This window comes from Methanolobus sp. ZRKC3, assembly GCF_045291275.1.
Taxonomy (GTDB): domain Archaea; phylum Halobacteriota; class Methanosarcinia; order Methanosarcinales; family Methanosarcinaceae; genus Methanolobus.
Window position 1 is genome coordinate 655,820 of sequence record NZ_CP146982.1, and the last position, 22,665, is coordinate 678,484.

Consider the following 22,665-nt stretch of genomic DNA (forward strand, 5'->3'; position numbering starts at 1 on the left):
GATGATCACTTAGAATGATCTGTCACCGCCAAGTATCGCTCCGAGGGCACCGTCACTTTTTGATTCTCCTCTTTGCTGATGGCTGGCTGCAGCCATGATCCTGTCTGCAAGACGTGAGAATGGAAGGCTCTGTAAGTAAACTGTTCCGGGTCCGGTCAGGCTTGCAAGTACCAGTCCTTCGCCACCAAAGAGTGCATTCTTGAAACCACCCGCTAGCTGAATGTCGTATTTCACACTTTCTGAGAATGCTGTGATACATCCCGTATCCACTCTAATGGTTTCGCCAGCTTTCAGGTCCTTTTTGATTATGGTCCCGCCTGCGTGTACAAAAGCCATGCCGTCACCGCGGAGTCTTTGCAGGATGAATCCCTCTCCTCCGAATAATCCTGCACCTATCTTTTTGGTAAGTGCGATATCCACTTCTGTACCCTTTGCGGCGCAGAGGAATGAGTCTTTCTGGCACAGGAAACTTCCTCCAAGTGCTCCGAGGTCAAGGGGGATGACCTTTCCCGGATATGGTGCACCGAATGCCACATATCCTTTATCGTTTCCTTCGTGTGTGAAACTGGTGATGAAGAACGTTTCTCCTGTTATTGCCCTCTTGAACCCTTTAAGCAATCCGCCGCCAGTTGAGGTTTCCATCTTGATCCCGGGTCCCATGTACATCATAGCACCAGCCTCAGCCCTGACGGACTCTCCGGGGTCAAGCTCAACTTCAACTATCTGCATATCGTTGCCAATAATCTTAAAATCAATTTCGTCTGCCATTATTTACCCTCGTGGTTCTAAACTTATTATAAGTACTTGTACTGAATTGATAGTTACCTTTTATGAATTTATCTCTTTATGCAAGAACAAAGAGTTCAGGGCTTAGCACAACTCAACTTGAATAGATTAATATATTTGATGTGCATACCTTGTGTTGATAATTGTGACTGAAGATAGCAATCCTCACCCTTTCAAACAATATCTAAAGGATTTGTCTCCTTGTAATCACGGTGGCCAGCTTGATCAGATACCATATGGGTTAGATTTGTCTGAATCAGATATTCTTGATTTCAGCAAAAGTTTAAATCCTCTGGGAAATCCATTTGATCATGCTCAAAGTAACCTTGAAATTGGGGAAGTCTTTGACCAGGTGGGGTCAAAACTCGAGCAATATCCTGATAATCGTTATACTGAGCTTAAGGCAGCTGCAGCTCTCTTTTTAGATAATGGGACAAAACCGGAAAACATAATTCCTGGCAACGGTTCTTGTGAATTGCTCCGTTTGATCATGGAATGTCTTTTATATGAAGGCGATGAGGTGATAATTCCTGTTCCATGTCCGCTGGAATATGTCCGGATATGTGAGTCTTTTGGTGCCAAAATACAGCGTCTGTGGACTGAAGAACTCTTTAAATTATCAACAACTGCCCTTGAAAATGCAAAAGCTGTATTCTTTTCCAATCCAAATAATCCTACGGGTAAATTGACATCAAGAAGTGATCTGCTTGAATTGATCTCAAAGTGTGCAGAACATCAGACACTATTGATAGTTGACGAATCATTCATCGAGCTATGCGATGACCCGACCCAGACAATTACTGATTTTGCCATAAATAATGATCATCTCTTTGTCATTCGCTCCGTCACAAATACATTTTCGATTCCAGGTGTGAGATTCTCATATGGAATAACATCACCTGCAATGTCCTATGTATTGAATTCAGCACGTCTTTCCTGGAACATCGGGGCTGTTACTGAACAGATCGCTGTTTCTGTGCTGGGTATGGATGGCGGTGTCAATAGTAGATACTTACAGGATTCGCGCAGATCAATTCGGGATGAGCGTGAGTATCTCATGACTCAACTTTCTTTCCTTTATGGTTTTAAGCCAATTGAAAGTAATGCCAATTATGTCCTTGTGGACATGAATGAGCATTTCATGGATTCATCAAAGTTTTACGAAGGTTTTGCTGCTCATGGAATATTTATCCGTGACTGTAGGGACTTCTTCGAAGGTGATGACAGATATATCAGATTATCGATCCGTCCCCGGGAAGAGTTTGATGTATTTCTGCATAATATCGATGAAGTATATGCCCAATTCAGCAAGGAAGAGGCACGTGAGAAGCTCGAGGAAACCATCGAGCATGGGGGAGCTGATTCGGCCTCAAGCAGAGAGAACTGTGATTATTATCCATGTCATTTCCACGGACAGGATTGCACTTTCTGCTTCTGTCCATTCTATCCATGTGATGACGAAAGGACCGGAGGTAAGTTGATAGATAGTGCTGCAGGCGGGAAGGTCTGGAGTTGTGAATTCTGTAATTTATTGCACCAGGCCCACAATGCTAAAAAGGTACTCGAAGCCCTGATGAATGAAGGGGATACGGACGAGAACGTAAAGAAAGCATGGAAAATAGTGATAGAGCCATATCTGGAAGATGATTCCGGCTCCGAATGTATCGATTGAACAATTTAATATATTCCTATTGATGAGAGTTTGTGATTATCGTGTCAGAACAAAAAACATCCCTCCCGGTAAAAGAGCACCTTCTGAAACTGAAACCTGCTTTTCACGGTGGATTGATCAGAAAAGTGTCCCAGGAATACTCGATCCCAGAAGATGAGATACTGGATGCAAGTGCAAGTCTAAATCCCTATGGAACTCCCTTTGATCATGCTTATACAAGACTGAACCTTCAGGACCTGCTAAACAAGGGACTTGAAAAAATGGAGCAGTACCCTGACAATCGCTATATTGATTTCAGAGAGGCAGCTGCAAGATTTGTCGGACTGGGTATCACTGCTGATAATATAATTCCCGGTAATGGTTCTACGGAGATAATACGTCTTGTTGCTGAATGTACTGTAAGCACCGGAGATACGGTACTTATTCCCCAGCCTACCTTCAGTGAATACGAGGTCCAGTGCAAGGTGCTTGGTGCAAACATAAAATACGTACGTCAGGAAGACATCTTCGATCTTGACAGCGACCTGCTTGATGAGGCCCGGCTGATCTTTGTCTGCAATCCCAATAATCCCACAGGAAAACTCCTGACCAGGGAGCAGATCTCTACTCTGGCAGAAAAATGTGCAAAGCACAAGACTATCCTTTTTGTCGATGAGGCTTTCATAGAGCTTGCAGATCCTTCACAAAGCGTTGCGGATATGGTGGAAGGGAATGAGTATCTCTTCATCCAGCGCTCACTCACAAAATCATTTGCCATTCCGGGAATAAGGATGGGATTTGGTATTGCAAGTACCTCCTTTGCGAACATACTCAATAACGCCAGGCTTTCCTGGAACCTTGGCTGCATAGCTGATACTGTGGCAACTGCCCTGATGAATATGGAAGGTGGGGCTGACAGCCGCTATCTGGTAGAATCAAGGGATCTCATAGAGGCAGAAAGGAATTTCCTGATGGAAAAACTGTCCCGCCGGGGTTTTAAGCCAATTGAGAGCAGTATCAATTACATATTCGTTGACATTTCCGAATTATCATTGAATTCAACCGAGCTTGCAGGACGCATGGCAGCTCATGGTGTATTGATCCGTGATTGCAGCTCTTTCCAGGAAATTGGTGATAAATTTATACGGATCGCCATCAGGACACGGGAAGAGAATGAAAAGATAACAGGCACCATCAAACAGGTCATCTATGAATGGGGCAGGGAGCAGGCTGAGATCCAGCTTGCGGAGAATATTGAGAAAGCTGCAAATTGTGGCAGGATGGGTAGTAACCTTGAATGCGATTATTATTCCTGTCATTTCGAAGGTCAGGATTGTACATTCTGTTTCTGTCCGTTCTATCCATGTGAGGATGAACGCACCGGCGGTCAATGGATCGACAGTTCAAGCGGTGGAAAGGTCTGGAGCTGTCTTTATTGTAGTATGATCCACAAACCTGAGGTAGTTGAAAAGATCCTTGCCATATTAGTGGAAGAAGGAAGGACCGAAGAAAGCCTTAAGAAAGCCTGGGAGCTGGTCATGGAGTCATATCTATGATACTGCCTGTAGAACCAGGTGTCATAGACCTTATAACCATTCTTTTCATAGCGTATGTTTACGATCTGGTCCTGAATGAACCTCCCTTTTCCATTCATCCAGTTGTATGGATGGGGAAGCTGATATCAGGATTGAAGAAAAAGGCACCTGCAAAGAACAGGAGATTATATGGGATCTTCCTGGGACTTTTCACGATAGCCTTTGCAATGTCTATCGCATATATTGTACTCCTGTTCTTCAGTATCGAAGCGATACCAAAGATAGTACGCATTCTTGTAGTGGCATATTTCCTGAAATCAACCTTTGCGGTACGCTGTCTTTTCGAAGCTGCACGTGAGATCCAGAAAGAACTTGGTGCCGGCAGACTCGATGGTGCAAGAAAAGGCCTGTCCATGTATGTTAGCAGAGATACTTCCAAACTGGATGAGGGTCATGTTTCATCTTCCATAATTGAGACAGTTTCCGAGAACTATGTTGACGGAATACTGACACCACTTCTGTTCTATTCCATGTTCGGTCCTTTTGGCCTGATAACAGCTTACATGTTCAAGGCTGTCAGTACGCTGGATTCCATGGTTGGATACAAGGATGAAAAACATCTTGAGATGGGTTGGTTCTCAGCAAGGCTGGATGATGTGTTCAACTGGATACCTGCTCGCTTATCTATATACTTTATAGCTGCTGCATCTTTAATTATAAATATTTTTTCAAGGAATGGCAAAAAACCAAGTCCTTCAGGGACTTTGAAATGTGCTTTTTCAGATTGCCTGAAAACTCCATCACCAAATTCCGGATTCCCTATGGCATCAGTTGCCGGGGCTCTCGGGGTCAAACTTGAAAAACCAAATACCTATGTACTGGGGGAAAACTATCCATTCCCTGCATCAGAAGATATAAAACTCACTGCATGGATAATAATGATAGCTTCTTTTTTGGCTGTCGTGTTTTCTTCAGTGGTTATTTATTCTATTAATAAACTAATACTAATCTAATTGGATTAACTCAATTTAACTTAACTTGACTTAACTTAATAACCAGGATGATCGCATGAAGTTATCTGACATTGAATCTAAAAACCTTAAAAAGGACCAGGCAGAAGAGTTGGAAGGTGAAATCACACATGACATTATTGAGATCCTTGAGAATGAAGGAATAACTGTCAACATGCTTGCAGATTCTGCAATGGAACTCTATGCACCTCATCCTGGTATCGAAACAAGAGAACTTGCACAGGCAAGGTTCCTTGAAGAACTCGACATAGCTCTTTCAGATCCAAATCTCTGCATGCTTGTTTATTCTGGCATACTGCTTGAGAGAGAAGGCAAGGCCGGAACTCTTCCAAATATCAGCAAGAGCTCGTATGAAAGGGACCTTACTTTCCTTATTGCAGATGAGGTTCTTGGGATGAGTATTGCAAACTATATCAGTGGCGACAAGGGAACTTTCGAGTTTGTCCGCTTTGACAAGAAAAAACCAGGTTTGCTTTCTACTCTGGGTCCTTTCATGGATGATGTCATTGGCGGACTCATAGGTGGGGTATCTGCAAATATGTACACAAGGGCCATGGCCGAAGCAGCTCGATCAGCTTCAAGGAAATCGGAGAATTAAAAACAATTAAGGTAGCGTGATGTCCAGATGAATGCGTTTTTATTAGCTGTTCGATCAAGCTTTGGATTCCTTTCAACAATTCCTGTGGGAATCACAATGGAAGGGCTTGATGAATTTTTCAAAAGAACATATTTGCACATATTAGTAGGAATTGTGCTTGGTCTGATGATGGGTGTGGTTTCCTATGCTCTCATATCCGTAATGTCTTTCCAGTTAGCTGCCGTGTTAAGTATCGTTTTCATCTACTACCTGACGGGCCTAAATCATCTTGACGGTATTGCCGATATCGGTGATGGAATGACTGCTCATGGCTCACTTGAGAAAAAAATAAAGGCTCTCAAGGATATGTCACTTGGTATTGGAGGGGTTGCTTTTTCCTCCCTAGTGATACTTTCACTGTATTCATCCCTGTTATCCCTCTTTGAAGAGGCAAGCGTTGCATCCGCAGATTCAGGAACAAGTATGGCACTCATTGTATTCTTGTCTGTGTTCGTGGCCGAGGTTAGTGCCAAACAATCCATGCTTACGGTTGCTGCATTCGGTAAATCCATACACGAAGGTCTGGGTTCTATCCTTGTTACAAATACCACAATGCCCAAGTACATTATTGGTTTTGTTCTGGGAATCGTTCCATGTGCACTTGCTTTCTGGTACATCGGTTTTGCTTTGATAGGCATTATCGCATTCATTGCTTCGATCGTTTCAACCTTTGTCTTGCTCAATGTGAGTAAAAGACACTTTGGGGGAGTGAACGGTGATGTGATCGGCTCTTCCAATGAGATTGGCAGGATAATTGCTCTTATTGCCATCACTCTTGCTTTTAAGTATGACCTTGGAGGTCTCCTTTGGACGCTATAATAATGGCAGGTGGCTTTGGAAGCCGACTTGGTATGGGTGAAAAACCCAATGTTGAATTGCTCGGTAAGCCTCTTATTAGCTATGTCATTGACACCCTGGAAAAGACTGAAATTATAGGTAAGATCTATGTTGCCGTATCACCTGCGACCCCAAGTACTGAGGGAATAATCGACTCCCTGTACGAAGGCAGGGTCAAAGTTATCCATACAGGTGGCGGAAACTATGTAGGAGATATGGTCTTTGCTGTCAAAAGTGCCGGGATAGAAGATCCTGTGCTTATCCTGATGGCAGATATCCCACTTCTGAGTTCTGAACTTATCGAACATATAATTAGCGAGTATGAAAAATGTGGAAAACCTGCCATGTCTGTTTTCACACCAATATCCGTGTGCAAGGGATTGGGAATTCGTCCTGACACTGTGTTTAACTGGAGTGGTAAATTAATAGTTCCTGCAGGGATCAACATACTTGATGGCAAAGATGTCGGGCATGAACAGGATTATGTCAGTCTGGTGCTTGATGATGAGGAGCTTGCATTGAATATAAACACTGCATCTGAGCTGAAAAAATGTAAGGACATCCTGTCTGAAAGGCTTTCTGAAAAGACCTCACAGCAGTAAAGTTCAAGATTAGGGGCGATTTTTATGGACCGTTATGTCACTATTTCAAACAGGACCTATTCACTTGAAACATTGAAGCTACTCACAGGTAAAATGGATGTGCAAGATGTCTTGCTTGATATTCCTGAGGAATTGCTTTATCTTTGTGAGGTCATAGACCATCCTCACAAGCTTCCGTATTACATTGAAGCATTCTTTAACATTAAGCTTACAGACGAGGATGTATTCCGCTTTGCACTTATGAGGGTACAGGTGGATTCTGATCTCAGGACAAATGAGGATATACAGAAGCATCAGAACAGGAAGTACGTTTCCCGCACCATTGAGAAACTGGTATTTGCTGATATATTGCTTGAAGATATCCAGAATATACCTCTTGAAGGGGAATGATCGTTCTCCTTACTTGTTTTGAAATTAACTTTTCTGTTTTTGTTTGTTTGTTTGCTTGTTTTTGCTTTTGCAACATGACAAAGCATTTAAATTACTTTGTCAATTAAATGAGATTATCATTTAAATTTAAAGGGGGCATAATTCTGGCCAGAAAATTATTTACTATATCGTTATTATGCATTTTGTTAATACTTGCCGTATTTTCCAGTGGCTGTACAGATTCAGATGAAACAGTAATCGAGGGTTCTGATCCGGTACCTGAAGAAGATACAGATGTGGATGCGACTGATGACAGCACTCTAACTAACTCCATAGGGATGGAATTTGTGAAGATTCCCTCCGGTAAATTCATGATGGGATCCCCTGAGGGTGAAATATATAGTGACAGGGACGAAAGGCCTGTTCATGAGGTCACAGTTTCTGATGATCTCTATGTAGGGATATATGAGGTAACACAGGAGCAGTGGCAGGAAGTCATGGGAACTACTCCATCCAGATTCAAGGGTGACGATTTTCCTGTGGAAAGGGTTTCATGGTCTGATGCGAACAAGTTCATGGAAAAACTGAACAAGATGGAAGGGACTGATAAATACAGGCTCCCAACCAAGCTGAATGGGAATATGCAGCTCGCGCAGGAACAAACACTGCATTCTCATTTGGTTCTGATGAATCCAAGCTTGTTCAGTATGCATGGTTCGATGAGAATTCCGGCGATATGACCAATCCGGTAGGTCTGAAAGAAGCGAATGCTTGGGGACTTTATGATGTCCATGGAAATGTTGCCGAATGGGTCATGGATCAATACCACAGCAACTATCAGAATGCTCCATCTGACAGCAGTATATGGGAAGGCGGTGTGGACCGTCGTGTCTACCGTGGAGGCAGCTGGGAGAATGCTGCTGAGAACTGCCGCTCAGGAAACAGGGATGATCTTGGAGAAGGAAGCCGAAAAGAGTATATTGGTTTCCGTGTTGTGAAAGAAGTCTGATCTTCTTTCTTTTTTCCATTTTTTATTTAGTTTAAATAGTTATTTTAGTACTTTAAGTTCATTTTCAAATCATTGGTGTTGATGCAGTGATACCTCTGTACTTTCTAATATTTCCAAAAAAAGTAGAAATTAAAAAAGAATTTTAATTATTTTTGTATCTTCTGCCCCAGGAATTCATGGATCTCTTCCGGAGTACGTCCTTCTTCTTCCAGTTCCTTTGTTCTCATGGACTTTACATCTTCTGGAGTGAATCCCTTTTGCTTGAGCTTATCCACTACTTTCTTGCTGAAGAAGGAAGGTTCGGGGTTTTCAAGCATTTTTTCAACCAGTGCTTTTGATGAATCGAGCTTAATCTTCCTGTATGCAAGTTCCACACTTGTCTGGTATTCAATGCTTTCAATATTGGGTATCGAGACAAATAGTTCATCTCCAACCTTTTCGAAGTTATCCGGTCGCAGGGCCATAAGCTCGCTTATCTTTGCTGCACACTCAAAAAGCAGGGCCGTACATACTCTTTCCGTATCATTCTCTGCGCTACCCATCATTTCCTTTAATAATCTATTGATATCTGAAACCATATATTCACCCCAATTCATATCATTTATTTTTTATTTTTTCGTTCCAAAAATTAAAATGAGAATTTACTCTGAATCCTCTTTGATCTTTCTGGCAAGTTCCATGCCAAGTTCTCTGACCTTATCGAAATCTTCCTCTTTGCAGGGGCCGTTTACATCTACTGCACCTACTATCTCCAGCTTTGTAGTCTCTAGTATCTTCTGGAGTTGGTTCAGTGCACCGCCTCCCCATCCATAAGAACTAAGGGCAGCAGCATACTTGAAGGGTGGACGCAGTACCTTGGCCAGGTTCACAGCATTCAAGGCAAGAGGATGCATGCCTCCAAGCAAGGTAGGGGTTCCCACAACAATGCCGCGTGAATCCACAAGGTCTTTTGCAATGTCGCCGATGTCCGCGTTTGCCAGATTGTAGAGGCAGACCTCTATCCCTTCGGCAATAAGCGTCTCGACAATTACCTTTACCATGTTCTCAGTTGAATTCCACATGCTTACGTAGGGGATGATGACCTTTTCCTTCGTTTTTCCGACAGTCCAGTCGCTGTAAGCTTCGAATATCCTCTCGGGGTTCCTGTACAGGGGACCGTGACTTGGTGCGATGATAAGTGGGTCGAGTTCCCTTGCCTTTTCCAGACCTTTCTTTCCAAGTCCCTTAAAGGGCATCATTATCTCTCCGAAGTACCTTTTTGCAAGGCTGATGAGGTCTTCAACATCGTCATCATAGAATCCAAAGGCAGTGTGTGCACCGAAGAAATCACATGAGAAAAGTACCCTGTCCTCTTCAAGGAATGTGAACATGGTTTCCGGCCAGTGTAGCCAGGGAGCTTCAACAAATTTCAGGGTCTTTCCGCCAAGGTCAAGGCTATCTCCCTGTTTGACTATCATCATCCTTTCTTGCGGTATGTTGTGATACATTGTTGCCATCTTCGCTCCTTTCTCTGTGGTAACAAGCACAGCTTTTGGTGCAAGGTTTAAGATGTAGGGAATAGAGCCGGAGTGGTCTGGTTCTGCATGGTTCATGACCAGATAGTCAAGATCCTTAACGCTGCTTATCTGCTCGATCTTTCCCTCAAGTTCCTTTTCAAATCCGGGATTTACAGAGTCTATGAGGGCAGTCTTCTCGTTTCCCTTCACAAAATAGGCATTGTAGGTTGTTCCTTGTGGAAGTGGTATTAGTGCATCAAAGAGACGGCGGTTCCAGTCCTTTGATCCCACCCAGAACACGTTCTCAGATATCTCGGGTATGGCATATGCATTCATGTGAATCACCTTTTTGTCTGGCATTTAGTAGTCTAAAAAATATGAGTTGGTAATAATAGTTGGTGCTTTTGACATATAATATTGTGTTTAGAAGGCAGGATGGTGGGTAACTCTAATCAAAAACAAATCATTAAATATGTGCATGCTCATTTTTTGTTGATCATAGTCATAAATTCTACGTAAATACGTGGATTTCATAAATATGGATGGAACTAACAATTAGTATACAGACCATACGTTTAAATTAAATATTGCAGTAGGAATACCCAGATCAAAATTTACTATGGAGCACCTTAGATGATAGAGGAGATCACTAATCAGTATGACTCAGAAAAGATTGAGAGTAAGACTCATGAATTCTGGGAGGAAACAGATGCGTACTCCAGGGTACGTGAGCTTAGAAAAGGTGGAAAAAAATTCTTTTTCGTAGATGGTCCACCTTATACAACAGGACACATCCACCTTGGTACTGCATGGAACAAGATAATTAAGGATTCTATCTTACGCTACCGTTCTATGAATGGTTTTGATATCATGGACCGTGCCGGATGGGATATGCATGGACTGCCCATTGAGGTAAAGGTCGAGGGTGCACTTGGATTTACATCCAAGAAGGACATCGAGTCTTATGGAGTTGGCAATTTCATCGATAAATGTAAGGAATTTGCCCTGAACCAGAAGGATGACATGACCGGTCAGTTCCAGATGCTTGGAGCATGGCTTGACTGGAAAGACCCTTACATGACACTTCGTGATGAGTATATCGAAGCTGCATGGTGGACTCTCAAACGTGCCCATGAGAAGGACCTGCTTGAGCAGGGAAAACGTGTTGTCAACTGGTGTCCAAGATGCGAAACCGCAATCGCAGACTCTGAAGTTGAATACGATGATAAGACTGACCCTTCAATATTCGTTAAGTTCAAGGTGAAGGATGAGGAAAGCACCTATCTCGTTATCTGGACAACCACCCCATGGACAATTCCCTCAAACATAGCTGTTGCAGTTCACCCCTCCTTTGAATACTCAAGGGTCAAGGCAATTGCTTCCGATGGAAAAGAGGAAACATTGATCGTGGCATCAGAGCTTGTTGATAATGTTCTCAGGAAGGGGAGGTATGTTGACTTTGAGATCGTTGGAACAATGCTCGGTGAGGACCTCACAGGTCTCTCTTACGAGCATGCACTTGCAGACAAGGTACCAAAACAGGCAGCTATTGAGCATAATGTCTATCTTGCTGACTACGTAACCGCAGAAAATACAGGCTGTGTGCACATTGCACCAGGCCATGGTATGGACGATTTTGATGTCGGTGTAAAGAACAACCTGCCAATCTTCTGTCCGGTCGGTTCCGACGGCAGGTACACAGAAGAAGCTGGTGAATATGCTGACATGCACATCCGCGAGGCAAACAAGGTAGTTATAGAGGACCTTAAAGAACGTGGTTTGTTGCTTGCAGAAAAAACAATCAGCCACAGATATGGTCACTGCTGGAGATGTAAGACACCTATCATTTATCTCGCTACAGAACAGTGGTTCATAAAGATCGGGGAACTCAAAGAGCAGATGCTCGTCGAGATACAGAATGTGAAATGGTATCCTGAATGGGCAGGCTCTGCAAGGTTCAAGGACTGGGTCGAAGGTGCACGTGACTGGTGTGTATCCCGCCAGCGTTATTGGGGTATCCCAATTCCTGTCTGGAAGTGTGACAGTTGTGACAACATGCAGGTCATAGGTACCAGGGAAGAACTCATTGAAAAGTCAGATGCACCGGAGGACCTTGAACTTCACAGGCCATATGTGGATGCTATCAAACTTGACTGTGAATGTGGTGGTAAGATGTCACGTGTTGAGGATGTCTTTGATGTATGGTTTGACTCTGCAGTTGCTTCATGGGCTACATTGAGATTCCCAAAGAACAGCGAGGAATTCGATGAATGGTGGCCAGCTGATTTCATCACAGAAGGTCATGACCAGACACGTGGATGGTTCTATTCACAGCTTGGCGCCAGTATGGTGGCATTTGGAAAGGCACCTTACAAGAGCGTGCTTATGCACGGGTTCACACTGGATGGTTCCGGAAAGAAGATGTCCAAGAGTGTCGGTAATGTGGTAGCACCCTCAGAAGTAATTGAAAAGTATGGGGCAGATAGCCTGCGTAGTTTTGTTTTGTCTGCAAGTGCTCCATGGGAAGACCTCAAGTTCAACGGCGACGAACTCGCTACTATCAACAGGACACTGAACATCCTCTGGAATGTCTATCGTTTCCCACTGCCATACATGGTACTGGACAAATTCGATCCTTTAAAGGTATCAATGGAATCTGTCAGGGAATACCTGAGGGAAGAGGACAAATGGATCCTTTCAAGAGCCCAGTCACTCATTACTGATGTGAATAAGGCCATGGACCAGTATACACTCCAAAAGGCACTAAGAGCAATCAATGAGTTCATACTGGAGGACCTTTCCAGGTGGTACATACAGCTTATCCGTCCAAGGACATGGGTAGAGGCAGATGATCCTGACAAACTGGCAGTTTATCGTGTGCTTTACGATGTATTTGTCATTGTAGCAAAGGTAATTGCGCCTTTCATGCCACATCTTGCCGAGGAAATGTACCAGAACCTCGTTAGAAATGTTGATGCACAAGCACCTGAATCAGTACACATGTGCGACTGGCCGGTTGTTGACGAATCCTTTGTTGACACTGATCTTGAGACTCACATGAAGCTCATCAGGTCTGTGGTGGAATCCGCATCCAACGCACGCCAGAAGGTAGGCAGGAAACTCAGGTGGCCTGTAAGCCGCATAATTGTCAGCCCGACAAGTGAACAGGCAGTTGAAGCAGCTTCCAGACTCAGATCTGTCCTGATGGACCAGACCAATTCCAAGGACATTGTCCTTACAGGTGTTGGGGAGTCATGGGATGAACTTGGCTTTGAAGCTGTTCCAAACCCAGGTGCCATTGGTCCTGTGTTCAAGGCTGATGCAGGAAAGGTCATAGCTGCCATCAAGCAGGCAGATGTGACTGAGCTCAAAAAAGCTCTTGCAAGCGGTGGATTTGAAACCGAAATTGCTGGTGGAGAAACCATAACCATTACATCCGGGATGGTCAATTTCGAGGAAACAGTTCCTGAAATGGTTGCAAGTGCTGATTCAAGTGCCGGAGTTATCTATGTGGATGCACAACTGACTCGTGAGATCGAATCTGAAGGATACTCAAGGGAAGTTATCCGCAGGGTGCAGGACATGAGAAAGGAACTCAACCTTCCGGTAGATCAGGGAATAAAGGCTCTTATCAGGATCGATGATGAGAGAGTTCTTGATCTTGTTATCGAGCTCGAACAGCTAATTGCAAAAGAGGTCAGGGCTGATCTTCAGGTCATAGCACTTGATGTGGAAACAACTGGTGATCTTGTGAAAGACTGGGATGTCGAAGGAATTTCCATGAGCATTGGAATTACTCCTGCATGAACGATAAATATGGAATTTGAAAAATGGGAGCCCATTTACTCAAGGGTCCTTGAGGACATGGGCTTTAGCAGAGAGGATGATGAGCGTGCAGCCATCATGCTCTCACATATGCTTGATCCGTCTAACTCAGTTGAACCCTCGGTTCTCGGTGAACTCATAGATGGGCGGGATGTTCTTGTTTGTGGTAACGCTCCCACACTCAGAACTGAGCTGGACCTTGTTGATCTGGATGATTACTTGCTTGTGGTTGCCGATGGTGCTGCAAGTGCCTTGATCGAAAGGGATGTTGTGCCTGATGTAATAGTAACTGACCTTGACGGGGACGTTGAAAAAGAGATATTGGCCAACAGCCGTGGTTCTATTGTTGTAGTACACGCCCACGGGGATAATACTGATAAACTGGAAAAATATGTTCCGCTTATGCAGGACATGATAGGTAGCACCCAGTCGTTTCCGCTTTCCAATGTTTATAATTTTGGCGGTTTCAGTGATGGTGATCGCTGCGTTTTCCTTGCAAAAGAATTCGGTGCAGCCAGCATTACACTGATAGGCTTTGATTTCACTGACCCGGAGGTTACATCCATAAAGAAGAAGAAACTCAACTGGGCCAAGAAACTTATAGACATGATAATTTCTGATGATTTCTAATATCATCTTTTTATATTTTTCATGAGTCCTTCTGGATTGTGATTTTATCAGAATCTATTTATATTTTCGCAATAAAAAGTTACATTAAAGTAGTATTTTTACTTTTTTACATGTATGGATTATAGTGATTTGAAAAAGGATCAAACTGTCATCAAACTGTTTACGATGATTAACCCGGCTGATAGCACAAAGCTTGGCTACTTGAATGCACTTAAACATTATACTAATTTTACTGGATTAACACCTGGCGAACTTATAGAGGATGCCAAAAAAGACATACATGCAGGGCTTTTGATGCCTGATAGAACAATATTTATTCGCATACCTGGATTTAGACAATACTTACAAGATCAGAGCCATGCATATACTGGAAAAAAACTTGCTCCCGGCACTATATCAGGTTTTGTTTCGAAGATTGTTGCTTTTTATAATTATTTTTATATCGAAACCCCTAAACAGCCACGAAATTCAAAGAAAACCAACAAGTCCAAAAAAGAGAATTTAAAGAGAGCAGATAAGGATTTGATAAGGCAAGCTTTGTCTATTGCTGGTCCAAGGGAGACAGCTATGATACTAATAGGTATCAGCAGTGGAATGGCTTCTGCAGAAATTGCAAGCTTGAATGTACAGCAGTTTTGGGAAGGGTATGATCCTGACACTGAGATAACTACTTTTGACATGAGAAGAAGGAAGGTTGGAGTAGACTTTATCACGTTTATTTCTCCAGAAGCGTCAAGAGCTATTATCAAATATTTGGAGTGGAGGGATAGGGCTCCTTCAGGTAATGAGCAGCGTTTTTTAATAGAGTGTGAAAAACGCAAAGTGACTGATGATAGTTATATTTTTATTAAAAAATCAGTTTCAAGAGATTATTTATTGCTACGGGATGAGGATAAAAGAAAGCTGAAAGCAAAAAATATCCGTGACGTTTATGCTCGACTGTCTGCGCAATTAAATGCTGTATCTCCTCCTGGGGTTTTTAATCTTCTGCGAAGTCACAATATGAGAAAGTATTTTAATACTACTTTGAAAAATGAGGGATTGGATGGGGATCTGATCGAGTACTTTATGGGTCATCAGTTAGATGGTTCAAAGGATGCTTATTTTGAAGGTAATCCTGAGAAATTAAAGTCAATTTATCAAAAGTATGTTCCACACCTCACAATATCCAAAGAGCTTGATATATCTGAGTCACCTGAGTATCAGAAGATCGTTAGTGAGAATGAAGTCCTAACTAAAGTTACGGCGCAAAATGTGGTTAAGCTAGATGAGATGACAATGATGAACCAACGGATTGAACAGATGCAACAGGACATGCAAAAGATGGCTGAGCTAACAAAGATGGTCAGTAAGCACCCAGGACTCGCCAAACTCTTGGATGAGAGTGAATGAATATAGCAAACTCAGTATCTTGTTGGTAAGAAGATACCAGGTACAGAGCTAGATCAGGCAAGCCCGATATTTTAGATACATACGGTTGATTTGAATTGTGCCTTTTCGGGCTCTGTAGAAATCCTCAATATTTTGGTGATAATAAATGTGGATTTAGTCCAATTGATGTTGATTTAGGGAGGTTTTCTACAGAGCCCCTTTTCGGTTTATTGAACTATTTTCCAGTAGGTATTCATCCCATTGCTTCTTAGATATGAGTTAGAAGGAACTTGGAATAATATAAGGATAAAAATCAGTATATCTACTGAAGATGCCATAGAGTTTAACAAAATCAAAAATATTATAAATGGGGTCAGTAGTCCCATATTTCCAAGTATTATGGGTGCTATTATTGAGATAAGAATAAAAGGAGCAATTGTAACGATAATATATCTTAGTCTCAATAACTTATCTTCTGTATAAACGAATCCACCAAATGGAGTAATTCCGATATAGGTATTGTTTGACTTGGTAAAGTTTGGAATGAAAATCAAATGTAGAAGCTCATGTATCATCAATAGTAGTATCAAGCCTACAATATCATACAAATCTATGGTTATAGATAAGCTACGTAAACTAATATTGATATCTGTTAACGAACTCGGTGAAACAACTTGAATGATTCCAATTGTTATCAACGCATTCAAAAACATTATTGGAATCGATAACAAAATAGCATTCATCAGATTTTGAGGCTCTTTCAATTGATTCCAATGGCTATTAATCAATTCAAGATGCTTTTCAAGATCAGTTTCAGGGATTTTATTGCGTATCTGCATAGCAATATCTCTTTATTATAGTTCTTGACAATAAATATTTGCCAATTTCATTTTCAACCCTTCCAACATGTCCGATATAGTAGAAGAGCATTCCTTTTTCAATACCATGAGCTGCAACCTTCCATTCCCAAGGAGATGCCTAGTGAGAGCTAGATTAGACAAGCCCGGCATTTTAGAAGCAGATTTAGCAAATGCAAAAGATGGGAGAATTAACTAAATCAGTATTAAAATACTCTCACATAGTATTTGCAGGGAGACTATATATATTTTTTAAACAATCATACAATAATTATGACAAATGTAGTAATAAATACGAGTGATCCAAGTCATTTTGTTGATAGTTTATCTGCTAAAACACAATCTGAAATGGAGATGGAAATTAATCTTTTAGATGAAGCTTCTCTTTACTCCGTAGCAAACTTTTTGTTACAAGAACGTTACATGCATTGCGATATCTTATCATACATTATAATAAATTTATTTGATGATACAGATGATTTTATCAGTTTAATTTGTCAATTTCTTGAGGGTCCATATCAATACTGTAATTGTAAATACGCTGACCAAATTATTAAAGATACAGTACTCGATAAATTAGATGTCTCTTTTTCAATTGTTAAGTCTATGGTTAACATGGGTGACGAAAAAGGATTGTCTGCTGGAATCATTTTATCAATGATATATACTACGCTTCCTGAAGCGAATGAATTTCTTAAGAATGGGCTTAAGAGTGAAAACGCTAGCTTTCAAAGATGTTCTTTAGTATCTCTACTAAATACCACTAAAGATATGGATGCCAAAAATATTGAATATTTTAATATTTTGAAAGATATTTCATCAAATATATCAGAAGAAAATAACTTCTATTTAATTAGATGTCTTCAAATTGCCTCTACATTAAAATCCGATGTTTTTCAAGATGTTATTGAAAATGAAATTGTAAAAAGAGGAAGTAATGCAGCTATTTTGTATATTCAATCTTGGAAAAATAATTTCCCAAAAGCAATTTATATTTTGAAAAAAGCAATAGAAATATTAGAATCTGAAAATGCCGATGAACATTGGATTGATCATGGACTTGCAAAAATCTATGAACATGACTCTAGTTTTGTTGCTGAAAGAATAAGAAATAGATCGCATGAACCGAAGAGACTCAAGTTAATGGATTCTTATCTAGAAACAATAATCAAGGATGTGGGAAATGAACCAATAATTCATTTAATTGAAGATGAAATCGATGCTGGCAATACAATTTTGAAATACACGTGTGTAGGTTTATTAGAAAGTTTATTTTTATCTCATGAAAAATGGATTTTATGGTGCAATAAGTGGAAAGATGACAAAAGAAAAGAGTCATGCATTTTAAAATCACTAGGTTTAATCTTAACGAAGAGTATTAACGATTATAGAGTAAACGACGTTAGGGAAAATGCTATTCAATTGGTTCAATACTTTGCAGAAAAAAATGCAATTGATTATGCAAAATTAACAAAAGGAATAAATTTTGGCGCCGATACAACTGAAGGTTATGAAAACAAAGAGAAAACACTAAAATCTTTAGTAGTACTAAAAGAAATTACGAGTCCGCGAGTTGAAATTGATTTTGAACAACTCAATGTACATTTAAATAATGCACCTTGTTTGTGTAAGGCTTTTGGAAGTTCTTGGTTACTCAAAAATGCAAAAAGTCAAAACCCACATATTATAAATTATATTTTCAGTGATGATTATATTCAATATCATTCATACCTTGAAAATGCATTTTTTGTTCTTGACAAATATGGTATTCGAATGAAGAGGGCTAAATTAAGGGATGTTGATAATGGAATTAACATTTTGGCAGAAGTAGAAATAATTTCAAAACTTGCACCCTATTTTAAAATAACTCCTGAACCTGATATTGATAAGTTAAAGCCAAAAAATCTAGACTTAATGATAGAGTATAATGGAGAAAAAGCATTAATTGAAATTGCAACTATTGAAGAAAGGTTGGAAGTTAAATTTGCTCATGGTTTTATTTCTATACCTGGTGGCAAAACTAAAAATGTACTTTTGAATAAATTTAAGAGTCAATTATATGGCGGAAATATCGATGTGGAACTTCCTATCATCATAGTATTAAATTTAAGGGGCTTCCTTAGCCATGATGATGTTCAAAATGGTGTTCATGGATTACTCCAGTTTTCATATAATATGAATACCGATACTCATGAAGTAGTGACCGAAGGAAGTACCAGAGAAAATAATGGGTTTTATGATGAAGAAAAAACAGAAGTTGTAACTGCTATTGCAGCGTACAAGCGAAATATTAATCGTACGGATAATTTCAAGGGTAAACTGTATCGATCAATTAGACCCCCTCTCAATAAAATGAGTCCAGAATTTATGGTTCGATTCCGTGATGCAATGTTTGGCAGCAGTGAAATAAGTGAATGGAGAACACTATTGAAAATTCAAGATATTGATGAAGAGTTAGCAACGTTGTTCTATTCCAAAGGGATTGATGATATAGGTGTTCTCGCCAATATTGCCAAAAACGACGTTGAAATTGAAGATTTTGATTGGACGCATATATTACAATTCAAGCACGAAGCAATTAGAATAATATCTGCGTTATCAACGGGTTCTATCAAGTATCTTCAAGGAATGGATGAAACTTTATATAGTACACTAATTGATGAAGGAATTTACTTAATAAAACAACTTTTAGAAAAGGAAACAATTCCGGAAGGAATAGATGAATGCAGATGGAATTTATTAAGAGAAGATGCAAGAAGAATTAGTCAATAATTTCTATTTCGATAATTAATCGTCACGAGTTTACAATCAATAACTCAAGGATCTTCTTTTTTTGCCACCACCCATCTCCCCCAATAGCTCCCTGCATCCCCTCGCTGCCAAACACCATTAAGAGCATTCCTTTTTCAATACCACAAACTGCAACCTTCCATTCCCAAGAAGATGCCAGGTACAGAGCTAGATCAGGCAAGCTCAACATTTTAGATACATACGGTTGATTCGAACTGTGTTTTTTGCGTAATTATTATGGGATATATACAACGTGAAAAAAGTGTACGTTTTTAATATTTGGGTATAATTAAACAAAATATATATTCAATAAATGTTACTTATAGCATGTATCTAATAATTTTGAAAGATTACAAATATATTCAGGTGTTTAAATGACAAAACCACGAATTTTTGTGAGTTCTACATATTATGATTTAAAGCACATTCGAAGCAGCCTTGAAGCTTTCATTGAAAATATGGGGTATGCACCAATTTTATTTGAAAACGGTGATGTACCTTATAAACACAAAACCTCTCTTGATTCATCATGCTATAAAGAAATCAATACTTGTCATATTCTCATTCTAATTATAGGTGGGCGTTATGGAAGTCCATCATCTGAAAATGGAAAAATAGAAAAAGATGAAAATGACACTTGTCCAGACTATAATTCTGTAACTATGCAGGAATATTTAACTGCTAGAGAATCTGAGATTCCTATATACATTTTTGTCGAAAAAAATGTCTATTCTGAATATCGCACTTACAGGGAAAATAAAGACACTGCGTGTGAAATAAAATATGCTTATGTTGATAATGTAAATGTTTTCAAATTAATTGATGATATCAGTAATCAAAACCGAAATAATCCAATTCGTGACTTCGATAAGTTTGAAGATATATCAAATTGGCTGAAAGAGCAATGGGCAGGACTGTTTGCCGACTATCTTTTGAAGGAAAGGAATGAGGATACCTTAGAAGACATGTCTACAAAAATAGCGGAATTGTCTCAAGTAACAACAACTTTGCGTGAATACACAGAATCAATTCTGAGAAAAGTTGAACCGGATGACTACAAAGAAGTCATCAAAAAACAGGAAGAAAAGGTGGAGCTACTTAAGAAACATTATTTTGATTCATATCCTTTGATCAAGCATATTTTGCGTCAAGATGACAGATTAAGTATCGATAAACTCTACTATGAATTTAAGAAAAATGAAACATATAATGAATTTATAGACAATATTGACGTTAGTGATGACGTAAAACAGAGATTCATTGACAGTAGGAAAATGCACAGAGATTATGATAGGTTATATTCACGATTAATAGACTCGGATAACATTTAATTATCCCATTACTAAAAGAACTAACTATATCATTCATCGCCTCCGTACCCAACTTTAAAGAAGTTTATTTTTCTCCTTTTTTCAATCACTCTTCTCTTTTTCCTTGCTACCCATCTCACCTAACAACTCTTTGTAGTAGTTAGAAGCTTCCTTGCGATAATCCAATGCTTCAGTATAGTTACCTAGCTTTTCTTCATTGTCTGCAAGTTTTTCAGAGTTGTATGCGAGTTTCTCTAAAATGTGAGTACGATTTGCAGGAGAAGATTCGTATTCTACCTTTGGCTCTGCAATCTGATGATTTGTACCATAAGTTGTCTCTATATTAGATTCATTTTTAGCAATCAATTCTAAAAGTGCTTGTGTTACAAAATCAGATACTGTCCTATATTTTTCAGGTTTTTGTAAAACTATATCCTGAACTTGTTTCTTCAATTTTGGACCAACGCTGGCGTTGATTATTCTACCGCTTGTGCTTGCCATGTTCTATTTGTCAGTTTGTAACATACATTATTAAAACATAGTTAATATAGGATGTTACAAGGAAACACCACATAACACCAAAAATTACTTATATGTAATACATTATGTTATAGTATGTTACACAACTTGGGTGAGTTACATGCAAACCAAACAAAATGAAATAGAAGGTGTTTCTGTAAAAATGCCTTCTAATATGATATCTAAAATTGAAAAACTCATAGAAAAAGGCGAATTTGAAAACAGAAGTCATGCTATCAGAACATTTACCAAAAATGCTCTTGAATCAAATGAGTATGGCCATTCTTCCATCAAAGAGGTGTCCTGCCATGTCTGATTACACAATCAGCCTTGATGGAAAATCCATAAGCCTATCTCACGATGCTGCTCACGCACTATTGGATCTTGATAAAAACATCGGTTTGGTTGAAATGCAAAATAGCAGCTTCCCGATGGCAAGAAAAATAGGGATGGCTGTTGAAAAACTAAAAGCAGTAGTTGGAGAGTGATTTGTATGGATTGGACCCCCTCAAATCAACACTCCAATGCTAAATTGGACTTAAAACCACATATAACTAATGGTTCCACAGAATTAAACTGTAAAAGATGCGATCATCCCTTTTCTATTCCATCGCTACATGACGGTTATTGCTTTGATTGTAGTGTAGAGATATTCAAGGAAGAAGTATTAAAAAAGCTCGGTTTTGATTACGTCCTCCCCATACTTGCCAAGGAAGTGAAAGCTTGAACTGGCAACACACCAAAGCCGAGCAATCTAGAAAACATATTCATCATGTAATACAGAAAACCCCACGTAGAAAGCTCAAATCATGGACTATGAAGGGGGTGTACTAAATGGCAGCTATCAAACTCTACCCTGAAGAGATGGCAAGATGGGAAGCAAACCTAAAACTATCCTCAAGGAAGCCAAAAACTGCACCATCCCAAACGCCCCCTAAGCGAAGAAAAGAAGCGCTAAAGCTCTATCGTCAAACAGGCTCAAAAGGCTACGTATGCGGAAAACTGCACATGGGAAGGGACACTCTTAATAAGATTCTCGAAGCTGCCGGGGTGGTGTGAATGGATGCATCAAACCTTATTTACCTGCATCAAAAATGCTCAAAGGTTCAAACCTGCGCAGCCTCAAGGGATTGCGGGCCCTGCCATATCTGTAAAGCTCCAGCCGGGCACTTTTCCCCGACTTGCTGGAAATGCCAGGAGTGTCAGGAGGTCTTTTAATGAGCTACTGCAAAGAGTGCTCAGAGCGTCCGGCATATTTTCTGAAATGCTGCGATCATGCCTGTGCTCAATTCACAGATGCAAACGGCGATGTAAAATCAAGAGTGCTTGCCTGTCCTCACTTCAAGAAAAGTAAGACTATGCAAGCGTATGGTGATATTGTAGCGGCTCGTGTAGCTCTCTCAAGGTGAT

The 22,665-nt window shown here is 40.2% G+C and carries 23 protein-coding genes and 1 pseudogene; 18 read left to right on the plus strand and 6 right to left on the minus strand.

The genetic code is table 11. From position 1 onward, the window contains the following. Positions 1–9: 9 nt before the first annotated feature. Positions 10–768, minus strand: a complete 759-nt coding sequence (locus V7O66_RS03225) for a TIGR00266 family protein (RefSeq protein WP_406661540.1) — start codon at positions 766–768, stop codon at positions 10–12. 265 nt (positions 769–1,033) lie between these two features. On the opposite strand from V7O66_RS03225, the gene V7O66_RS03230 reads away from it, so the two are divergent. The 8 genes and pseudogenes from V7O66_RS03230 (at position 1,034) to V7O66_RS03265 (ending at position 8,457) form a co-directional block, all read left to right on the plus strand. Next, positions 1,034–2,458 carry an aminotransferase class I/II-fold pyridoxal phosphate-dependent enzyme gene (locus V7O66_RS03230; protein ID WP_406661541.1) on the plus strand — a complete coding sequence of 475 codons (1,425 nt, stop codon included), beginning with the start codon at positions 1,034–1,036 and terminating at the stop codon, positions 2,456–2,458. 41 nt (positions 2,459–2,499) lie between these two features. Next, positions 2,500–3,993, plus strand: coding sequence for a threonine-phosphate decarboxylase CobD (gene cobD / locus V7O66_RS03235; RefSeq protein ID WP_406662558.1), 1,494 nt, complete (start codon positions 2,500–2,502; stop codon positions 3,991–3,993). Further along, entirely contained in the window at positions 3,990–4,985 is a 996-nt protein-coding gene (locus V7O66_RS03240; protein ID WP_406661542.1) for a cobalamin biosynthesis protein, read from the plus strand. The genes cobD and V7O66_RS03240 overlap by 4 nt, the downstream gene beginning before the upstream one ends. A gap of 55 nt (positions 4,986–5,040) precedes the next feature. After that, positions 5,041–5,601, plus strand: coding sequence for an alpha-ribazole phosphatase CobZ (cobZ, locus tag V7O66_RS03245; RefSeq protein ID WP_406661543.1), 561 nt, complete (start codon positions 5,041–5,043; stop codon positions 5,599–5,601). Positions 5,602–5,628: 27 nt separating this feature from the next. After that, a complete protein-coding gene (gene cobS / locus V7O66_RS03250) occupies positions 5,629–6,459 on the plus strand; it encodes an adenosylcobinamide-GDP ribazoletransferase (protein WP_406661544.1) in 831 nt (276 codons plus the stop codon). Next, complete coding sequence (locus V7O66_RS03255; protein WP_406661545.1) at positions 6,447–7,079, plus strand: NTP transferase domain-containing protein; 633 nt, start codon at positions 6,447–6,449, stop codon at positions 7,077–7,079. Before cobS ends, V7O66_RS03255 begins: the two co-directional genes overlap by 13 nt. A 24-nt stretch (positions 7,080–7,103) precedes the next feature. After that, complete coding sequence (locus V7O66_RS03260) at positions 7,104–7,469, plus strand: hypothetical protein (protein ID WP_406661546.1); 366 nt, start codon at positions 7,104–7,106, stop codon at positions 7,467–7,469. A 353-nt stretch (positions 7,470–7,822) separates the two neighbouring features. After that, positions 7,823–8,457, plus strand: a pseudogene (locus tag V7O66_RS03265) (formylglycine-generating enzyme family protein). Between the two features lie 146 nt (positions 8,458–8,603). Here the strand turns inward: V7O66_RS03265 and V7O66_RS03270 are convergent. Continuing rightward, positions 8,604–9,035 carry a hypothetical protein gene (locus V7O66_RS03270; RefSeq protein ID WP_406661547.1) on the minus strand — a complete coding sequence of 144 codons (432 nt, stop codon included), beginning with the start codon at positions 9,033–9,035 and terminating at the stop codon, positions 8,604–8,606. 63 nt (positions 9,036–9,098) lie between these two features. Then, complete coding sequence (locus V7O66_RS03275) at positions 9,099–10,313, minus strand: FprA family A-type flavoprotein (RefSeq protein ID WP_406661548.1); 1,215 nt, start codon at positions 10,311–10,313, stop codon at positions 9,099–9,101. A 273-nt stretch (positions 10,314–10,586) separates the two neighbouring features. Here V7O66_RS03275 and ileS point away from each other — a divergent pair, with 273 nt between their 5' ends. The 3 genes from ileS to V7O66_RS03290 all read left to right on the plus strand — a co-directional run bounded on the left by ileS (position 10,587) and on the right by V7O66_RS03290 (position 15,800). Continuing rightward, complete coding sequence (ileS, locus tag V7O66_RS03280) at positions 10,587–13,760, plus strand: isoleucine--tRNA ligase (RefSeq protein ID WP_406661549.1); 3,174 nt, start codon at positions 10,587–10,589, stop codon at positions 13,758–13,760. A 9-nt stretch (positions 13,761–13,769) separates the two neighbouring features. Further along, positions 13,770–14,408 (plus strand): 6-hydroxymethylpterin diphosphokinase MptE-like protein, encoded by a 639-nt coding sequence (locus V7O66_RS03285; protein ID WP_406661550.1) that lies wholly within the window; start codon positions 13,770–13,772, stop codon positions 14,406–14,408. Between the two features lie 114 nt (positions 14,409–14,522). After that, positions 14,523–15,800, plus strand: coding sequence for a tyrosine-type recombinase/integrase (locus V7O66_RS03290; protein ID WP_406661551.1), 1,278 nt, complete (start codon positions 14,523–14,525; stop codon positions 15,798–15,800). A gap of 206 nt (positions 15,801–16,006) precedes the next feature. On the opposite strand, the gene V7O66_RS03295 is transcribed toward V7O66_RS03290, so the two are convergent. Further along, the gene (locus V7O66_RS03295; protein WP_406661552.1) at positions 16,007–16,618 is read right to left on the minus strand and encodes a DUF3267 domain-containing protein; all 612 of its coding nucleotides are present in this window, start codon (positions 16,616–16,618) and stop codon (positions 16,007–16,009) included. Between the two features lie 67 nt (positions 16,619–16,685). Between V7O66_RS03295 and V7O66_RS03300 the strand changes: the two genes are divergently transcribed. After that, on the plus strand, positions 16,686–16,835 hold the full coding sequence (locus tag V7O66_RS03300) for a hypothetical protein (RefSeq protein WP_406661553.1): 150 nt from the start codon (positions 16,686–16,688) through the stop codon (positions 16,833–16,835). 74 nt (positions 16,836–16,909) lie between these two features. Further along, positions 16,910–19,408 carry a hypothetical protein gene (locus tag V7O66_RS03305; RefSeq protein ID WP_406661554.1) on the plus strand — a complete coding sequence of 833 codons (2,499 nt, stop codon included), beginning with the start codon at positions 16,910–16,912 and terminating at the stop codon, positions 19,406–19,408. Between the two features lie 22 nt (positions 19,409–19,430). Here the strand turns inward: V7O66_RS03305 and V7O66_RS03310 are convergent, their stop codons facing one another. Beyond that, positions 19,431–19,607, minus strand: a complete 177-nt coding sequence (locus V7O66_RS03310) for a hypothetical protein (RefSeq protein WP_406661555.1) — start codon at positions 19,605–19,607, stop codon at positions 19,431–19,433. A gap of 193 nt (positions 19,608–19,800) precedes the next feature. Here V7O66_RS03310 and V7O66_RS03315 point away from each other — a divergent pair, with 193 nt between their 5' ends. Continuing rightward, entirely contained in the window at positions 19,801–20,757 is a 957-nt protein-coding gene (locus V7O66_RS03315; protein ID WP_406661556.1) for a DUF4062 domain-containing protein, read from the plus strand. Between the two features lie 81 nt (positions 20,758–20,838). On the opposite strand, the gene V7O66_RS03320 is transcribed toward V7O66_RS03315, so the two are convergent. Next, positions 20,839–21,237 carry a hypothetical protein gene (locus V7O66_RS03320; RefSeq protein WP_406661557.1) on the minus strand — a complete coding sequence of 133 codons (399 nt, stop codon included), beginning with the start codon at positions 21,235–21,237 and terminating at the stop codon, positions 20,839–20,841. Positions 21,238–21,376: 139 nt separating this feature from the next. Here V7O66_RS03320 and V7O66_RS03325 point away from each other — a divergent pair, with 139 nt between their 5' ends. From V7O66_RS03325 to V7O66_RS03340, 4 genes are all read left to right on the plus strand, one after another. Beyond that, positions 21,377–21,571, plus strand: coding sequence for a ribbon-helix-helix domain-containing protein (locus V7O66_RS03325; protein ID WP_406661558.1), 195 nt, complete (start codon positions 21,377–21,379; stop codon positions 21,569–21,571). Further along, a complete protein-coding gene (locus tag V7O66_RS03330; protein WP_406661559.1) occupies positions 21,564–21,743 on the plus strand; it encodes a hypothetical protein in 180 nt (59 codons plus the stop codon). The genes V7O66_RS03325 and V7O66_RS03330 overlap by 8 nt, the downstream gene beginning before the upstream one ends. Positions 21,744–22,089: 346 nt before the next feature. Beyond that, positions 22,090–22,314, plus strand: coding sequence for a hypothetical protein (locus V7O66_RS03335; protein ID WP_406661560.1), 225 nt, complete (start codon positions 22,090–22,092; stop codon positions 22,312–22,314). A 158-nt stretch (positions 22,315–22,472) separates the two neighbouring features. Then, positions 22,473–22,664, plus strand: coding sequence for a hypothetical protein (locus V7O66_RS03340; protein ID WP_406661561.1), 192 nt, complete (start codon positions 22,473–22,475; stop codon positions 22,662–22,664). Position 22,665 lies beyond the last annotated feature (1 nt).

What these genes read in the sequence shown, in the direction of transcription:
- V7O66_RS03320 (WP_406661557.1), bottom strand. Translation starts at nt 21,237, where the DNA reads ATGGCAAGCACAAGCGGTAGAATAATCAACGCCAGCGTTGGTCCAAAA.
- V7O66_RS03305 (WP_406661554.1), top strand. Translation starts at nt 16,910, where the DNA reads ATGACAAATGTAGTAATAAATACGAGTGATCCAAGTCATTTTGTTGAT.
- V7O66_RS03315 (WP_406661556.1), top strand. Translation starts at nt 19,801, where the DNA reads ATGACAAAACCACGAATTTTTGTGAGTTCTACATATTATGATTTAAAG.
- ileS (WP_406661549.1), top strand. Translation starts at nt 10,587, where the DNA reads ATGATAGAGGAGATCACTAATCAGTATGACTCAGAAAAGATTGAGAGT.
- V7O66_RS03275 (WP_406661548.1), bottom strand. Translation starts at nt 10,313, where the DNA reads ATGCCAGACAAAAAGGTGATTCACATGAATGCATATGCCATACCCGAG.
- V7O66_RS03270 (WP_406661547.1), bottom strand. Translation starts at nt 9,035, where the DNA reads ATGGTTTCAGATATCAATAGATTATTAAAGGAAATGATGGGTAGCGCA.
- V7O66_RS03300 (WP_406661553.1), top strand. Translation starts at nt 16,686, where the DNA reads ATGTCCGATATAGTAGAAGAGCATTCCTTTTTCAATACCATGAGCTGC.
- V7O66_RS03340 (WP_406661561.1), top strand. Translation starts at nt 22,473, where the DNA reads ATGAGCTACTGCAAAGAGTGCTCAGAGCGTCCGGCATATTTTCTGAAA.
- cobZ (WP_406661543.1), top strand. Translation starts at nt 5,041, where the DNA reads ATGAAGTTATCTGACATTGAATCTAAAAACCTTAAAAAGGACCAGGCA.
- V7O66_RS03325 (WP_406661558.1), top strand. Translation starts at nt 21,377, where the DNA reads ATGCAAACCAAACAAAATGAAATAGAAGGTGTTTCTGTAAAAATGCCT.
- V7O66_RS03225 (WP_406661540.1), bottom strand. Translation starts at nt 768, where the DNA reads ATGGCAGACGAAATTGATTTTAAGATTATTGGCAACGATATGCAGATA.
- V7O66_RS03335 (WP_406661560.1), top strand. Translation starts at nt 22,090, where the DNA reads ATGGCAGCTATCAAACTCTACCCTGAAGAGATGGCAAGATGGGAAGCA.
- V7O66_RS03285 (WP_406661550.1), top strand. Translation starts at nt 13,770, where the DNA reads ATGGAATTTGAAAAATGGGAGCCCATTTACTCAAGGGTCCTTGAGGAC.
- V7O66_RS03260 (WP_406661546.1), top strand. Translation starts at nt 7,104, where the DNA reads ATGGACCGTTATGTCACTATTTCAAACAGGACCTATTCACTTGAAACA.
- V7O66_RS03330 (WP_406661559.1), top strand. Translation starts at nt 21,564, where the DNA reads ATGTCTGATTACACAATCAGCCTTGATGGAAAATCCATAAGCCTATCT.
- V7O66_RS03240 (WP_406661542.1), top strand. Translation starts at nt 3,990, where the DNA reads ATGATACTGCCTGTAGAACCAGGTGTCATAGACCTTATAACCATTCTT.
- cobS (WP_406661544.1), top strand. Translation starts at nt 5,629, where the DNA reads ATGAATGCGTTTTTATTAGCTGTTCGATCAAGCTTTGGATTCCTTTCA.
- V7O66_RS03290 (WP_406661551.1), top strand. Translation starts at nt 14,523, where the DNA reads ATGGATTATAGTGATTTGAAAAAGGATCAAACTGTCATCAAACTGTTT.
- V7O66_RS03295 (WP_406661552.1), bottom strand. Translation starts at nt 16,618, where the DNA reads ATGCAGATACGCAATAAAATCCCTGAAACTGATCTTGAAAAGCATCTT.